Genomic DNA, 14,485 nt, shown 5'->3' with positions numbered 1-14,485 from the left:
AACTATAGATCTCTAACATGAGATTTTATATGCGTATATTAGAAATAAAAGAAAGGACCCATGGGCAATATCAATAACAAAGTCCCTCTTTTAGTGATGTGTATTTTAGGTATTAGTATAGGGCTATTTCTTGTATCTCCTGTTGCCGCAAATAATGGTGCGACTCAACAAACACTGTCTGGAGAGGGAACTGAAGACGACCCATATATTATCACTACTATTGATGAACTTCAAGCAATTAATCAAGACCTTGATGCTCATTATGTTCTAGGGGAGAACATTGATGCTAGTGAAACCAGATCGTGGCACGGTGGTTCTGGTTTTGAACCAATCGGTGATCGAAGCGGAGAACCATTTCGTGGATCACTTGATGGACAAGGTTATACGATTACTGAGTTCACAGTAGACCGATCTGAATCGGGAGTTGGACTTTTTGATGCTAATGAGGGTATCATCAAAAATCTCAATATAGAGGGTGCTAATGTCAAGAGCTCGGAGTTCAGTGTTGGTATTGTTGCTGGTGAAAACTATGGTAAAATAGAGCGCGTATATACATCTGGAAGTGTTGAAGGGACTGACCAAGTCGGCGGAGTTGCAGGCGAGGGAACTGAGGGCGGAGTCATACGGTACTCAGGAAGTAGTGCGAATGTGTTCGGTGATGAGCGGACTGGAGGTATAGCTGGTGACCATCAGATTGATCATCAAATCATTCAGTCATATACTGATGGAGAAATTAGGACCTCAGCAGATGAACGGGCAGGGGGGCTTGTCGGAAGACACACTGCCCGTGCAGAAATTCGGAATTCGTATTCCTCTGCTACAGTAGCTAAAGGCGATCCAGCAGGAGGTCTGGTTGGGCAAGCGGATGCATATGTGTCTGATACGTATAATATCGGAAAAGTGTCCAGTGCTGGCGATGAAACGGGTAGTCTGGCGGGAATGGTATTGGCTGATGCATCACTACAGACAGGTTACTGGAATACGGAATCTACCGATCAAACACAAGGTGCCCCTAACTCTGACGTTGGAACCGCCCTCGAGACCGACCAAATGACAGGTGCCGACGCCGAAGCCAACATGGATCTCGACTTCGATAACTTCTGGACGACCACCGACGAGTATCCCATTCTTCAGTGGCAGGTTCAAGACGTCGACCTCGAGGTGGCCCAACCAGCCATCGGCGAGGGTGAAACCACGGACGTTACCGTCAAACTTACCCTCGAGGACGGCTCGACGGTCACTGCTTCGGAAGTTGCGGAGTACGATTCCGAAACGGCCGTTGCCGGCGTTTCGGCGGGCACGCTCGAGGCGAATTCGATCGGCGAAACTGACGTTACGGCGACCGTCGCCGGCGAGAGCGATACGGTCACCGTCGAGGTGCTCGAGCCGCCGAACATCGAACTCGTCGACGCCGAATTCGACAGTGAGGGTGCTGTCGACGGTGCGCTCGTCGAGGCGACGGTAACCTACGAAAACACCGGTGGTCCTGGCTCGGAGACGGCGACGGTGTCCGTCGACGGCACGGCAGTGACGACGACAACCGTCCCGGTCGACGCCGACGGGGAGACGACCGAGACACTCGAGTGGGCCGCCGACGAGGCCGGGTCAGTCGCTGTCGACGAGACCGATGTCGGCGAGCTAACGCTATACGAGCCGGGAACCGTCGGCCTCGAGTCGATCGCAGTGCCCGAAGCGGCAGCCCAAGATAGCGAGTACGCGATCGACCTCGAGTTGACGAACGACGCCGACCAGCCGGTTACGGAAACGGTCGATCTCCGCGTCGACGGTGACGAGGTGGCGACGGAATCGGTCACCGTCGAACCCGGCGGCTCGACGGAATCGATCATCTACGCTCACGACGAGCAAGGAACCGCGACTCACGTCGTCGTCTTGCAGGACGAGGAGGAAACCGCCACGATGGAGATACTCGAGCCCGCCGAGTTTGTCCTCGCAGACCTCGAGGCGCCCGAGACGGTGTCGGTGGGCGAGACGACGACCGTCACTGCCACTGTCGAAAACGTGGGCGGGGGTGAAGACGATGCCGACGTATCACTCGTCGTCGACGGCGAGGCCGTCGCGACGCAATCGGTCACACTCGCGGTCGGCGAGTCCGAATCCCTCGAGTTCGAGACGACCGCGGACGAGACCGGTGATGTCGGCCTCGTGGTCGAGTCACCCGACGACGCACTCGAGGCGACGATAGCTGTCGACGCCGACGACGGAATTTCCGGCTTCGGCACCGCGGTCGCACTCGTCGCGGTCGTGATCGCCGCGGGGATCGCCAGCCGTCGGCGCTAACGTGGCTCAGCGCTCGGACTCGAGGTCGAACTGGCGTGCTAACTCGCGTTCGATCTGGTCGACGAGTTCCTCGAGGACGATGTCGAACCGGTCGTGGTCGGCGACGGTCCCGACGCGAGCGCCGGGATCGTCGGGCAACTCGAGTCGAAACGGGCTATCGTTGGTGCTCTCAGACTGTGTGTCGATACTGTCGGCGGTGGACTCGTCACCGACGTAGAAGGGCTCGCTCTCGCTCAGTACCTGGCGATCGATGGCCTTGAGGACGGTCGAATCGTACTGGCCGTGAAGTTGCTGGTAGGCGTTCGAGTAGGCGGCCTCGAGCTCCTCGAAGTAGTGGACGTACTTGTCCTCGAATTTTTCGGGATCGAACTCGGTCATGGCAGGGGCTGGGCGCTCGAGGCGGTAAACGGTTCTGACAGCAAGCCACGCGAGAGTTTGGGATATGCGTCTCGTCCCGTAGGCTTACAGTCGTCACGCCCCTAGATCGCTTGATGACTGTCGCCGTCCGATACACCTGCCCCTACTGTAGCGCCGTCACGAGCGTCGAGCGGGCGCCCGACCTCGCGGATCGATCCGTCACCAAGCGTAAACAACCGGGCTGGGAGTACGCCGAACCGGGCGGCGATGACCTCGAGGACGCCGATGGCATCGCGTTCGTCTGTGGCGAGGACGGCGTCGTGACGGACCTCGAGGGTGCGGAGACGGCGGGCTGTGGACGGCCGTTCTATCTCAACTTCGTACGCTTCGAGCAAGGCGTCGAACTCGAGCCGGAGCCGCCGACCTATGGCGGGCCGCGTTTCGATTTCAACGCCGGCGGGTGACGGACCGGACGAACACAACCCTTTTCGACGCCCGGCGGTACCTACCGACATGGACGAAGCCGCCGTTCGCGACCGCCTTCGGACGGTCGAGGATCCGGAACTCGGCGACGATATCGTTTCGCTCGGACTCGTCAACGACATTTCAGTCGCGGACGAGACGGTCGATATCGACCTCGCACTCGGTGCACCGTACTCGCCGACCGAGTCCGACCTTGCCAGCGAGATCCGTGAATTGCTTCTCGAGGAGGGACTCGAGCCGGAGCTCTCAGCGAGTATCCCCGATCGGGACGACTTCGAAAGCGAGGACCAGGTGTTGCCAAACGTCAAGAACGTCATCGCCGTCGCCTCAGGCAAGGGTGGCGTCGGGAAATCGACCGTCGCGGTCAATCTTGCGGCCGGACTTTCGCAGTTGGGCGCGCGCGTGGGATTGTTCGACGCCGACGTTTACGGGCCGAATGTCCCGCGGATGGTCGACGCCGACGAGCCGCCGATGGCGACCGAGGACGAAACCCTCGTCCCGCCGGAGAAGTACGGTGTGAAGCTGATGAGTATGGCCTTTCTCACTGGCGAAGACGATCCGGTTATCTGGCGCGGTCCGATGGTCCACAAGGTCATCACCCAGTTGACCGAAGATGTCGAATGGGGGCACCTCGATTACCTCGTCGTCGACCTGCCGCCGGGAACCGGCGACACCCAGTTGACGATGCTCCAGACGATGCCGGTGACGGGTGCCGTTATCGTCACGACGCCACAGGACGTTGCACTTGACGACGCTCGCAAGGGTCTCGAGATGTTCGCCAAACACGAGACGGTCGTGCTCGGTGTCGCCGAGAACATGTCGACGTTCGCTTGCCCCGACTGTGGGGGCGAACACGACATCTTCGGCTCTGGCGGCGGCGAGGAGTTCGCCGACGAACACGAGATGCCCTTCCTCGGCTCGGTGCCGCTCGATCCGGCCGTCCGCGAGGGCGGTGACGGCGGCGAGCCGACGGTCCTCGCCGCCGAGGGCGACACTGGCGATGCCTTCCGGACGATCACCGAGAACGTCGCGAACAATACGGGCATCGTCCATCGACGTGGCGTCTCCCAGGGTCGGCCCAACGAAGCGGCCTCGCTCGATCAGTAACAGCCTCGTATGACCGACGAGGACGACCGATCGACGCTCGAGGACGAAAGGCGATCAGCTACTGGCGGTGACGACAGATCGAGTCCCACGAACGAGAAGCAGTTCGAACCCGACTGCGAGCGCGTCGAAACTCTCCGAGCCATCGGGGACGACGTTCGGGGGGACTCGAGTGAACGCAAACAGCTTGCAAATATCCTCTATCGAACCAGCGACCTCTACGATCCCGACGAAGAAACCTCGCCCGAGGAGATCGTTCGCAACGTCAAGTTCATCCTCGAGGTCACCGAGCGTGGCGGTCTCGAGCGGTAGTCGCCTAGACGCGATCGGCGATTCGTTCGGTGTTTCTGGTTGGGACCGGAGCCACCCGCGTCGTTTTTACCCTCGCCCACCGACACCCGAATGTGGACGCGAATCAGCAGACGCGAGCGAACCCCTACGGCATGGACGAGGCCTGTCGCAACTGCCCGGAGCTCTGTGAGCCGCGCACGCAGGTCGTCCACGGCTACGGCGATGTCGGTGCGGACTTTTTGTTCGTCGGCGAGCGACCCAGTTCCGCAGCCGACGCGACCGGCGTCCCGTTGATCGGATCGACCGCAGACGAGGACGACGACTCGAGCGGCCTCCGTCGACTACTCGAGCGCCTCGGACTCTGTGATGCGACCTCGCCGCCTGACCGACCGGTGGTCGAAAACGTCTACCTGACGAATCTTACCCGATGTCGCGATCCAGCGCGACCGCCGATCGACGCGGAAATCGCCACTTGCGAGCCGTATCTCAACGCCGAGATCCGGATGATTAACCCCGAGATCCTGATTCCGATCGGTGAGCGGGCACTCGCAGAAATTGGGACGGAGTATACGACGACGCCGGCCGACGAACTGCCCCTTCCCGAAGTCCACGCGACGACGATCCGGGGTCGCGGGTTCGAACTCGTGCCGATGGTCGAGCCCGGCGAGCAGACCGACGAACAGACCCAGACCTGGCTCGAGCACTTCGTAGACCTGATGGCGAGTGACTATCGGCAAACGAAGGGGCGTCGCGAGCGGTAGAGCGTCACGATCAGGGAGCGGTCGCGAGTGGAATGTCTGCAGTACGCGTCGTCACCAGTATGGGTTCTGCCGCCAGCGTTTCGATCGTGCGCCGAGGCCGACGAGCGCCCCGACGAAGACGGCGGCGACGGCAAGCGTTGCGATCGTTGGCACGAACAGTGTACCGGCCGACTCGAGCAGGTAGCCCGATGCGAAGCCGTAGACGCCGAGAGTACCGACTGCGAGGATCGTGACGACACCGATCAGTCCGATGATCGTCTCCGTTTGATCGTCCATACGCCTGACAACTGGGCCAATCACTATATATCGTTCGCTGTCGCCGAGCGCGGCGAGCGTCGCGTTCAAGGGCCGAGAGCACGCAGGGTCGACTATGATCGTCGTCGTGCCGGTCGACCCACCGCGTGCGGGACTCGTCCTGTCGTCGCTCGTCGAAACGATGCCACTCTCCGAATCGGACGCTGTTGCCCTCTACGAGGCCGCCGTCAGCGACGTCGTCAGCGCCGTGGCGGCCAGTGGCGGGGAACTGCTGATCAACTATCGTGACGAGACGACGCTTCCCGACGCCGTTGGGGACGAGAGCGCCGAATCGGCGGTCCGCGAGGCAGTCGACACTGCCCTCAAGGGCGTCGATGTCGACGATGTCCGGTTCGAGCGCCAGGTTGGCTCGAATCGGTCGGCCCGCGTCGGCAACACCGTGACCCACCTCCTCGAGCGTGAAGGCGCAGACAGCGTCGGCGTACTCGAGCCGACGGTGCCGCTGATAGAACGCTCCGACGTCGACCAGACGGCGATGGCGTTGCGACGGGACGATGTCGTCCTCGGGCCGTCCTCCGAGGGGGACGTATATATGATGGCTGCCACCGACACGATCGACTTTACCGACGCCTATGCAACGACGCCGCTGTCGACCCTCGCGCGACGCGGTGCCGACGCGCAGTTGCGGGTTGGGTTCTCGTCGATGCGACCCTCGATCGGGACTCCATCCGGTCTTCGCGAAACGATCGCGATCCTCGAGGCCCGACAGGCCGCCGGGCGTCGCGGTGGCGAGGCGACGGCGGCGGCCCTCGCGGACCTCGGGGTGTCCGTCGGCGACGGTGGCACGCTCGAGCGCGCATAATCGACAACCATTTTTGAACGTACGATGAAGGCGAGTACGAGGTGGGGTGGCAGAGCGGCCTAACGCGCCTGCCTTGAGAGCAGGTGGCTGTCAAGCCTCATGGGTTCAAATCCCATCCCCACCGTTTTCCAGGAGACAAAACGACGAGCGGAGCGAGGAGTCTGTCGAGTGGAAAACGAAACGGTGGGATTTGAACTAGACCGATCGCGCGCAGCGGAGCGAGCACGTCTGGGCGTGGTTCAAATCCCATCCTCACCGTTACAGTCGCGAACAAGTTCGTGAGCGACAGCGAGAACGATGAGATTTGAATCAGGGAGGAGCTTTGCTCCGACCGTGGTTCGAATCCCATCCCCCGCTTCCTGGGAGAGAATAGTCGCTGAGACGAGTCACAGCAGTCGAGCGAAGCGAAGACGACCGTCTCGGCGAACACCTGCGACGAAACGTAGTCGATACGATACTGTGTCCGGTTATCGACTCGACTATATCATACTGCAGTTATGTTTTACGTTGTGTCGAACGCACATAATCTTGTGACAGTCCGTAGCGGGTCACAGGTGGTCGGTGAGATCACGACCGATCTATCGTGGCTCCGCGGTAGTGCGAGAGATATTACCGGAGAGTGTGCCTCCACGGGCGATAACGGGCCTCCCTCGAGAACGACCGATGGGAACAATCCGTAAACGAGTTTCCGACTCGAGCTGACCGGGAGTGGGTCTCGAAGTACATCCATATCTAAACAAATATATAAGTATAGTTGAAGATAATATGTGGCTAAAATGACTGCCCGGTAGAGTCGTTGTCCAGTTGGAGTTACCTGAGGCTGACCACTCAGAAATTCGACATACTACGGTCCGAACACCCGTGGCTGTCCGCCAACACACGACCTCGAGCCACCTCTCGGGTCGCGAGCCGACTCGTGGCTCTCGAGCCAGTGACTCGAGACGCAGTTGGGTGGGTTCCGTTACTCGTCCTCGAGTCGGTGTTTCTGAATCTTTCCGCTGGTCGTTCGCGGGAGTTCGTCGATGAACTCGATTTCGCGGGGGTGTTTGTAGGCGGCGACGTTGTCGAGGAAGTACTCCGTGAGTTCCTCGGTGGTGATGTCGACACCGGGTTCGATGTCCGGTGTGGTGACGACGTAGGCTTTGGGCACTTCGTTGCGTCGTTCGTCGGGAATCCCGACCACTGCCCCCTCGGCGACGGCATCGTGTTCCGAGAGGAGTTCCTCGAGTTCGCTGGGATAGACGTTGTAGCCGGCGGTGTTGATCATGTGCTTCTTCCGGTCGACGATCTCGTAGTAGTTGTCGTCGTCCCGGCGCGCGATATCGCCGGTTCGGAAGTAGCCCCGCTCGGTAAAGGCCTCCGCGGTCGCCTCGGGCATCTCGTGATACCCCTTCATCACCTGTGGACCGCGGACGAGGAGCTCGCCTTCCTCGCCCGGCTGGACTTCGTCGCCGGAATCGTCGACGATCTTGCAGTCTGTCATCCGCAGCGGCTGGCCGATCGTTCCATGCCGGAGTCCATACGTCGAGCGCGATTGCGTATGCGTCGAGCCGTTGGTTTCGGTGAGGCCGTACCCCTCGCCGATATCGACGCCGGCGACGTCCTCGAACTCCTCCTGGACGGCGATCGACATCTTCGCGCCGCCTTCGCCCGCGGTCTCGAGACTCGAGAGATCGTACTCGCCGAAGGCGTCGCTGTTGACCATGTCGACGTACATCGCAGTGACGCCGACGTAGTGGGTGATCGCCTCCGCTTCGATGAGTTCCATCGCGGCCTCGCCGTCCCAGTTGGCCGCACTTCGCAGGTAGACTCGCCCGCCGCGGATGAGGGGCTGCCAGGCGGTGTGGGTAAACCCGGTGATGTGATACAGCGGTAACCAGACGAGACTGCGCACTTCCTCGGCCTCGAGTTCGCCACCGGGACGCAGGGTGACACAGATCTGAGCGCGGAAGTTACGGTGGGTGAGTTGGACGCCCTTGGGTTTGCCCGTCGTTCCCGAGGTGTACGGCAGCAACGCAATGTCGTCGTCGGCTCGTTCGACGAACGTTTCTTCGCCACGAACCGACTCGAACATGTGGATATCGTCGTCGGTGCTGGCGACGCCGATCAGGACCGGATCCCAGTCGATCTCCTCGAGTCCCTCTCGGAGGTGCGGAAGCAACATTGCGTGGGTAACCACGACCGACGCCTGGGTATCCTCGAGTTGGTAGGCGAGTTCGCGGCGTCGGTACTGGGGATTGACCGGCGAGACGGCGACGCCGGCTTTCATCGCGCCGAGTGCACCGATGAGGTAGGCCGGACAGTTCGGCAGGTACTGTAGCATCACGTCGCCCGGCTCGATGCCGAGGTCGGCGAGGCCGCCGGCGAAGCGGGCGCTTTCCTCACGAAGTTCCTCGTGAGTGAGCGTCGTGCTGTGGTATTCGATGGCGGTTGCGTCGCCGTGGTGGCGAGCCGTCTCGTCGTGCAATCGCGCAGCGTTGCCTTCCCAGGCACGGTCGGATAGGTCGTCGAGCTCCATGCGTCTATATACCACGGACCGGCGATAAAAATGTACCCCAGCTGACCAACTCTCGAAGCGGGTCTCGAGTCTCGACGACGGCAGCCGTATGGTATAGATAACCACACGAGGGAGGAGGTTTCGTTGACCGCTTTGTCGTACATTTACAATGGTGTGGGTATATCCCCAGGTATGGAGTACCACGACTCCGAGAAAGCAACGGAGGTCGCAGGGCGCGTCGAAGATTTCATGGAAGAAGTCGTCCTTCCGCGGGAACGGGAGGCCCTCGCGACGGGCGAGAAGATCACGATGGACGAAATCGAGGACTTCTGGGATCAGGCCAAAGAACGCGACCTGTTCGCGCCGCAGGTTCCTGAGGAGTACGGTGGCCAGGGGCTTGACTTCAGCGACATGCTGCCGTCGTTCGAGCAGGTCGGCCGGTCGCTCATCGGCGCCCTCGCGATTCGGGCGAACGCCCCGCAGGAAGGGAATATGCACACCTTGGAGATGGTCGGCACCGAAAAGCAGAAAGAAGAGTGGCTCCGACCGCTCGTCCAGGGAGATATCCAGACGGCGTTCGCCATGACCGAGCCAAAACAAGGCGGCGGTTCGGACCCGAAGATGCTCCAGAGTACGGCCGTCAAAGACGGCGACGAGTGGGTCATCAACGCCCACAAGTGGTGGACCTCCGACGGAATGGACGCCGACTACTATCTGTTGATGGCCCGGACCGACCTCGACGCCCACCCCTACGAAGGAACTTCGATCATCATGGTCCCTCGAGAGGCCGACGGCGTCGAAGTCGTCCGCAACGTGCCCCACCTCGGCGGCCACGGCATCACCGAGCGCGAGGGCGGCCACGCCGAAATGAAATTCGACAACGTCCGTGTCCCCGTCGAGAACACCATCGGGGAGGAAAACGCCGGCTTCGAAATCGCCCAGATGCGACTTGGCGGCGGTCGACTCACCCACTGTATGCGCTACTCGGGGATGGCCGAACGCTCTCTCGAGGTCGCGAAAGCCTACCTCAGTGAACGCGAAGCCTTCGGCTCGACGTTGGAGGAAAAACAGGCACTCCGTCACCGCATCGCCGACGCCGAGACGCGACTGCACGCCGCTCGCTGTATGGTCCGTCACGCCGCCCGCGAACTCGACCGCAGTGACGCCCGCATCGAAGTCGCGATGGCCAAGATGTTCACCGCGAACGTCACGAACGAAGCGATCGACCTCGCGCTGCAGTGCTGTGGTGGCAACGGCATCGGGAAGGACCTCCCGATCGCACACTTCTACGAGAACGTCCGCTCGTTCCGCATCGTCGACGGCGCCGACGAAGTCCACCGTCGCTCGATCGCCCGCTGGGCGTTCGAAGACATCGATGAAACCGAAGTCGAAAACGCGCTGCAGTTCGACGAGGACCTGCGTATCGACGAACTCGACGGCTAATCGACGCTCGTACATACCATCGACATTCTACCCGCTTTTTTGGACGCTCCCTCGAGGACCAACCCTCGACCGTCCGGACCCGAATCAAGCGCGCGCTCTGCCCGCAGACACCCCGACCCGCCCAGGGCCGTGATACCGAAAATGTAACCGCGAAGAGTCGCTTCCGAAGCGCGCTCTCAGACGGTCCGTTGTCCCGGTGTGTCGCTGGGATCGCAGCACGACCGCTGTCCCGCCGGTAAAACGTTATCGCAGGCCGTATCAGACGGCGCAGGCCGTATCAGACGGGTTCGTAGAATCGAACACCGTCCTCGAGGGACGACCGAACGCGGCCGCGACGCTCGAGCGTGGCGAGTATCGCGACGATTTCACGCAGCTGTTGCACTTGGTCGGGACGCTCGTCGACTCGTTCGGCGTCGAGCTCCATCGCCGTCGCGGCGTCTCCGTCGGCGGTACACGCCTCGAGATTGTCGACACAGGTCTTGAGTCGGGCCTCGAGATCGGTTTGTGCGTCCGTGATCGCCTCGGCGTACCGCTCGTGGACCGGCCCGTGACCGGGATAGACCCGATCGAAGGAATACGCCTCGAGTCGGTCGAGGGCGTCGAAATAGGCGTCGATTCCGTCGGAGACGTGATCGTCGAAGTTCGAGTGGATCGCGGCTGCGCGAAACGGTTCGATCGCCATGTCGCCGGCGAAGACGACGTCGTCCTCGCCGAGGGTCGTCCCGTAGCAACAGTGGGTGACGTGGTGACCGGGCGCGTAGATCGGTTCGAATTCGCGGCCGGCAATGTCGACGCGCTCGCCCGCGTCGATCCAGACATCGACACACTCGAGCGGGAGCGCGGTTCGCATGTCGCCTTTGATCTCGCAAAATCGGTCGACGGCGGTCTCGAGCGCCTCGGACTCGAGGCCGGCTTCGGCGAGGTTTCGTTCGATCTCGGTTGCGACGGCCCCGAGCTCGCGGTCGAAGCACTTGCGCACTCGCGTGGGCGCGTAGACGGTTGGATCACCCGCTTCGAGGACTGTCCGGACTTGGCCGACGTGGTCGACGTGGGTGTGGGTCACGAGCAGGTGCTCGATATCTGCCGGGCGATATCCGCAGGCTTCGAGTCCCGCAAGCAGTTCCTCCTGTCCTCTGTTGCCGTACATGCCGGCGTCGACGAGCAGCGGCTCGTCGCCGTCGACCAGGTACGCGACTGTATGATTTGGCGGCCACTCCATAGAGAACTCGAGGCGTCGTACCCCCGAGTCGCCGGTAGCGCCATCCGGCCGAGTCGTCCGTGACACGCCGAACCGTTGCTCGGCGACCGTGATAAATATTGACCTCGCAGAAAAACGGCGACCGTCTTCTATGGTTTGCTGTACCGATGACCCGGTGCGACCGCAGGATCGATCTTGCGGTCGCGCCGGAATTGGCTACAACAGACCGTCTCATACGGTTTACTGTAAGTCGTTACCGCCGAAACCGCGACCCGTCTGCGGTTTCGCCGGTAAATCGTTACAGCAATCCGTATCAGTCCCACTCCTCGCCGATGCCACGTAGCGAGAACGGACCGACGGGGAGGTTGTATCCCTCTTCGAGGGCCGTGTCGACTTGCTGCTCGGTAGCGATTCCGTCGTCGACGAGTCTCTGGGCCTCCTCGCGCATGGCCGCGTAACAGCGGTTGGCGATGAAGCCGTAGGAGCCGGGATCGTCCGAAATCGTGACGCTGGTCTTGCCGAGTTCCTCGACGAGTTCCTCGGCGCGTTCGACGACGGCGTCGTCGGTTTCGGGCGCTTCGACGATTTCGACCATCGACATCACCGGCACCGGATTGAAGAAGTGTGTCACCGCGACGCGGGAGGGGTCAGAAACGGCGTTGGCGATCGCCGTCACCGAGAACCCGCTCGTGTTCGAATACAGCGGCTGCTCGTCGGTCACGTCGTCGAGGTCGCGAAACACCTTTCCTTTGATCGCCAAATCTTCCGTGACCGCCTCGATAACGAAGTCGGTACCCGTCGTCGCCGCCTCGAGGTCGGTCGTAAACGTCAGTCGGTCGAGCACTGCCTGTTTCTCGTCCGTACTGAGATAGCCGCCCTCGACGGCGTCGTCGAGGCCGTAGTTGCCCGAGACGAGTCGATCCCGTGCTGCCTCGGCCAGTTCGTCGTTGATTTCGCGAACGCGAACCTCGTAGCCGTTGCGTGCGAGTACCTGCGCGATGCCACTACCCATGATGCCGCCGCCGACGACGGCTACTGACTGCTGTGCCATGGGTTCACGACACACATGTGTGAGGATAATAGTTTCGGTTGGGTTACTCGTTGACGTACGTCTCCGAAAACTCCTCGCGTAACACCGGCTTCTGGACCTTGCCGCTGCCCGTTTTCGGCAGCTCTTCGCGGATCTCGACGTATCGCGGATGCTTGTAGGGCGCGAGTTCGCCGAGCACGTACTCCTCGAGATCGTCGGTCGTGACCGTCGCATCGTCGGTCGTCGTCACGGCTGCGGCAACCGTCTCGCCACGGCGCTCGTCGGGAACGCCAAAGACCGCCGCCTCGAGGACATCGGGGTGGTCGTAGAGCGCGTTCTCGATCTCGCGTGGGTAGACGTTGTAGCCCGCGGTGAGGATCATCTCCTTTTCGCGGCCGACGATGTAGTGGTAGTTGTCCTCGTCTCGCCAGGCGATATCGCCGGTGCGGAGGTAGCCGTCGTCGGTGAACGCTTTCTCGTTGGCCTCGGGGAGGTTGTAGTATCCCTTCATGACCTGTGGGCCCTGGACGAGCAACTCGCCTTCCTCGCCTGCCGGCAGTTCGTCGCCGGTCTCGTCGACGATCTTCGAACGGGTGTGGCCGACCGGCTGACCGATGCTCCCCGCCCGGTGACCGAGCGTCGACTGACGGAGCGTGTGGGTCGCCGCGGTCGTCTCGGTCAGACCGTACCCCTCCGAGAGCGTAACCCCGAACTGCTCCTCGAACTCCGCTTGCACCGCCTTCGGAAGCTTGTCCCCGCCCTGTCCGGCGCGCTCGAGGCTCTCGAGGTCGTACTCGTCCGGGTCGTAGGCGTCGAGCAGGTCGTTGAACATGGTCGCGACGCCGACGAACGCCGGAACGTCGTGCTCCTCGAGCGCCTGCAGCACCCGCTCGGGATCCCACTGGTCCGGACGGAGCAGGTGGAGGGTTCGACCGGCCGACAGCGCCGTCAGCATGTGGAGCAAGCCGGTGAGGTGGTACATCGGGAGGATAATCAATCCGTCGCCCTGGATCGGGCTCGCGGTGTAGCTCGAGACGCTGTTGGCGATCTGGACCCGGAAGTTGCGGTGGGTTAGTAAGACGCCCTTCGGATCGCCCGTCGTCCCGGAGGTGTAGGGCTGGAGGAAAACGTCGTCGTCCCCCCGCTCGACGGGGAACGCGCCGTCGGCGTCCTGCTCGAACGCGTCGGCCCGAGCCGGTAATGACGCCCACGAGGTGTTATCGACGTCGGACTCGGCGGTCGACAGAATCTCTGCGTCCAACGGCTCGAGGGCCGTCGTGACGTGGTCGTCGGGGTCGCCGGCGACGACAATCGCGTCGGCGTCGGCGTCGTCGACCTGGTACTCGATCTCGCGGCGTCGATAGGCGGGATTCAACGGACTCGCGACGACGCCGGCCCGGCAACAGGCCCAGATAACCGCACAGAAGTCGATACTGTTGGGGATGTAGACGCAGGCCCGGTCGTTCGCCTCGAGTCCCGACGCCCGAAGTCCGCGGGCGTACCGATCGACGAGCGCGTCGAGTTCGCGGTAGGTGACTCGGTCGCCGGCGTGTTCGATCGCCGTCTCGTCGGCATAGTTGGTCACGGTCCGCTCGAGGAAGTGGGCGATGTTTCCGTCGTAGGGTGATTCCAGCAGCGTCGCGGCTGGCACGATCTCGCGATCCATATGTCACCTCGTTTCTCGGTCCGCCTCAAAAACATATGGATACTGGCACCAGTTCACACTGAACCGTCGGCGAACTGATTGATAGCGCTTCCGCGACAAACACAATTATGACGACGCTCTCGAAACCGTACTGCAAATGGTACCGAACCACTCTGGACGGACGGGCGGACGGACCCACACGCGGTGTCTGTCGACAGCGACGGAGACGACGATCGACACTCCCATCGGACACCGAGGTGA

At 61.7% G+C, this 14,485-nt stretch carries 13 protein-coding genes, 1 tRNA gene and 1 pseudogene; 9 read left to right on the top strand and 6 right to left on the bottom strand.

Features of this window, described 5'->3' with window-relative positions; translation table 11 throughout:
* Window positions 1-60: 60 nt before the first annotated feature.
* Both D8Y22_RS23375 and D8Y22_RS13155 read left to right on the top strand, forming a co-directional pair.
* A pseudogene (locus tag D8Y22_RS23375) lies at window positions 61-816 on the top strand (hypothetical protein); the annotation flags it as partial.
* A gap of 234 nt (window positions 817-1,050) precedes the next feature.
* On the top strand, window positions 1,051-2,298 hold the full coding sequence (locus tag D8Y22_RS13155; RefSeq protein WP_246084436.1) for a CARDB domain-containing protein: 1,248 nt from the start codon (window positions 1,051-1,053) through the stop codon (window positions 2,296-2,298).
* A gap of 6 nt (window positions 2,299-2,304) precedes the next feature.
* On the opposite strand, the gene D8Y22_RS13150 is transcribed toward D8Y22_RS13155, so the two are convergent.
* Window positions 2,305-2,676 (bottom strand): DUF5783 family protein, encoded by a 372-nt coding sequence (locus D8Y22_RS13150; protein WP_141465160.1) that lies wholly within the window; start codon window positions 2,674-2,676, stop codon window positions 2,305-2,307.
* 113 nt (window positions 2,677-2,789) lie between these two features.
* Here D8Y22_RS13150 and D8Y22_RS13145 point away from each other — a divergent pair, with 113 nt between their 5' ends.
* The 4 genes from D8Y22_RS13145 to D8Y22_RS13130 all read left to right on the top strand — a co-directional run bounded on the left by D8Y22_RS13145 (window position 2,790) and on the right by D8Y22_RS13130 (window position 5,294).
* Window positions 2,790-3,119, top strand: a complete 330-nt coding sequence (locus D8Y22_RS13145) for a hypothetical protein (RefSeq protein ID WP_141465159.1) — start codon at window positions 2,790-2,792, stop codon at window positions 3,117-3,119.
* A 49-nt stretch (window positions 3,120-3,168) separates the two neighbouring features.
* Window positions 3,169-4,245 (top strand): Mrp/NBP35 family ATP-binding protein, encoded by a 1,077-nt coding sequence (locus D8Y22_RS13140; protein ID WP_141465158.1) that lies wholly within the window; start codon window positions 3,169-3,171, stop codon window positions 4,243-4,245.
* Window positions 4,246-4,254: 9 nt separating this feature from the next.
* Window positions 4,255-4,554 (top strand): hypothetical protein, encoded by a 300-nt coding sequence (locus tag D8Y22_RS13135; protein WP_141465157.1) that lies wholly within the window; start codon window positions 4,255-4,257, stop codon window positions 4,552-4,554.
* 92 nt (window positions 4,555-4,646) lie between these two features.
* Entirely contained in the window at window positions 4,647-5,294 is a 648-nt protein-coding gene (locus tag D8Y22_RS13130) for a uracil-DNA glycosylase (protein ID WP_246084435.1), read from the top strand.
* Between the two features lie 51 nt (window positions 5,295-5,345).
* On the opposite strand, the gene D8Y22_RS13125 is transcribed toward D8Y22_RS13130, so the two are convergent.
* Window positions 5,346-5,570 carry a hypothetical protein gene (locus tag D8Y22_RS13125; protein ID WP_141465156.1) on the bottom strand — a complete coding sequence of 75 codons (225 nt, stop codon included), beginning with the start codon at window positions 5,568-5,570 and terminating at the stop codon, window positions 5,346-5,348.
* A gap of 94 nt (window positions 5,571-5,664) precedes the next feature.
* Here D8Y22_RS13125 and D8Y22_RS13120 point away from each other — a divergent pair, with 94 nt between their 5' ends.
* Both D8Y22_RS13120 and D8Y22_RS13115 read left to right on the top strand, forming a co-directional pair.
* The gene (locus tag D8Y22_RS13120) at window positions 5,665-6,411 is read left to right on the top strand and encodes a hypothetical protein (protein WP_141465155.1); all 747 of its coding nucleotides are present in this window, start codon (window positions 5,665-5,667) and stop codon (window positions 6,409-6,411) included.
* A 40-nt stretch (window positions 6,412-6,451) separates the two neighbouring features.
* Window positions 6,452-6,535, top strand: a tRNA-Ser gene (locus D8Y22_RS13115).
* A gap of 837 nt (window positions 6,536-7,372) precedes the next feature.
* Here D8Y22_RS13115 and D8Y22_RS13110 read toward each other — a convergent pair.
* The gene (locus D8Y22_RS13110; protein WP_141465154.1) at window positions 7,373-8,929 is read right to left on the bottom strand and encodes a class I adenylate-forming enzyme family protein; all 1,557 of its coding nucleotides are present in this window, start codon (window positions 8,927-8,929) and stop codon (window positions 7,373-7,375) included.
* A gap of 171 nt (window positions 8,930-9,100) precedes the next feature.
* Here D8Y22_RS13110 and D8Y22_RS13105 point away from each other — a divergent pair, with 171 nt between their 5' ends.
* Window positions 9,101-10,351 (top strand): acyl-CoA dehydrogenase family protein, encoded by a 1,251-nt coding sequence (locus tag D8Y22_RS13105; RefSeq protein ID WP_141465153.1) that lies wholly within the window; start codon window positions 9,101-9,103, stop codon window positions 10,349-10,351.
* 277 nt (window positions 10,352-10,628) lie between these two features.
* Here D8Y22_RS13105 and D8Y22_RS13100 read toward each other — a convergent pair whose 3' ends face one another.
* From D8Y22_RS13100 to D8Y22_RS13090, 3 genes are all read right to left on the bottom strand, one after another.
* Window positions 10,629-11,636, bottom strand: coding sequence for an MBL fold metallo-hydrolase (locus D8Y22_RS13100; RefSeq protein ID WP_246084434.1), 1,008 nt, complete (start codon window positions 11,634-11,636; stop codon window positions 10,629-10,631).
* A gap of 226 nt (window positions 11,637-11,862) precedes the next feature.
* Window positions 11,863-12,600, bottom strand: a complete 738-nt coding sequence (locus tag D8Y22_RS13095) for a 3-hydroxyacyl-CoA dehydrogenase family protein (protein WP_141465152.1) — start codon at window positions 12,598-12,600, stop codon at window positions 11,863-11,865.
* 43 nt (window positions 12,601-12,643) lie between these two features.
* Complete coding sequence (locus D8Y22_RS13090; RefSeq protein WP_141465151.1) at window positions 12,644-14,245, bottom strand: class I adenylate-forming enzyme family protein; 1,602 nt, start codon at window positions 14,243-14,245, stop codon at window positions 12,644-12,646.
* Window positions 14,246-14,485: the final 240 nt, after the last annotated feature.

Source organism: Salinadaptatus halalkaliphilus, assembly GCF_006543045.1.
In the GTDB taxonomy this organism is placed as follows: domain Archaea; phylum Halobacteriota; class Halobacteria; order Halobacteriales; family Natrialbaceae; genus Salinadaptatus; species Salinadaptatus halalkaliphilus.
This window is presented reverse-complemented; position numbering and strand designations above follow the sequence as displayed.

Excerpts from the sequence above, each read along its gene's own strand:
- D8Y22_RS13155 (WP_246084436.1), top strand. The coding sequence starts at position 1,051 with ATGACAGGTGCCGACGCCGAAGCCAACATGGATCTCGACTTCGATAAC.
- D8Y22_RS13150 (WP_141465160.1), bottom strand. The coding sequence starts at position 2,676 with ATGACCGAGTTCGATCCCGAAAAATTCGAGGACAAGTACGTCCACTAC.
- D8Y22_RS13145 (WP_141465159.1), top strand. The coding sequence starts at position 2,790 with ATGACTGTCGCCGTCCGATACACCTGCCCCTACTGTAGCGCCGTCACG.
- D8Y22_RS13140 (WP_141465158.1), top strand. The coding sequence starts at position 3,169 with ATGGACGAAGCCGCCGTTCGCGACCGCCTTCGGACGGTCGAGGATCCG.
- D8Y22_RS13135 (WP_141465157.1), top strand. The coding sequence starts at position 4,255 with ATGACCGACGAGGACGACCGATCGACGCTCGAGGACGAAAGGCGATCA.
- D8Y22_RS13125 (WP_141465156.1), bottom strand. The coding sequence starts at position 5,570 with ATGGACGATCAAACGGAGACGATCATCGGACTGATCGGTGTCGTCACG.
- D8Y22_RS13120 (WP_141465155.1), top strand. The coding sequence starts at position 5,665 with ATGATCGTCGTCGTGCCGGTCGACCCACCGCGTGCGGGACTCGTCCTG.
- D8Y22_RS13110 (WP_141465154.1), bottom strand. The coding sequence starts at position 8,929 with ATGGAGCTCGACGACCTATCCGACCGTGCCTGGGAAGGCAACGCTGCG.
- D8Y22_RS13105 (WP_141465153.1), top strand. The coding sequence starts at position 9,101 with ATGGAGTACCACGACTCCGAGAAAGCAACGGAGGTCGCAGGGCGCGTC.
- D8Y22_RS13095 (WP_141465152.1), bottom strand. The coding sequence starts at position 12,600 with ATGGCACAGCAGTCAGTAGCCGTCGTCGGCGGCGGCATCATGGGTAGT.
- D8Y22_RS13090 (WP_141465151.1), bottom strand. The coding sequence starts at position 14,245 with ATGGATCGCGAGATCGTGCCAGCCGCGACGCTGCTGGAATCACCCTAC.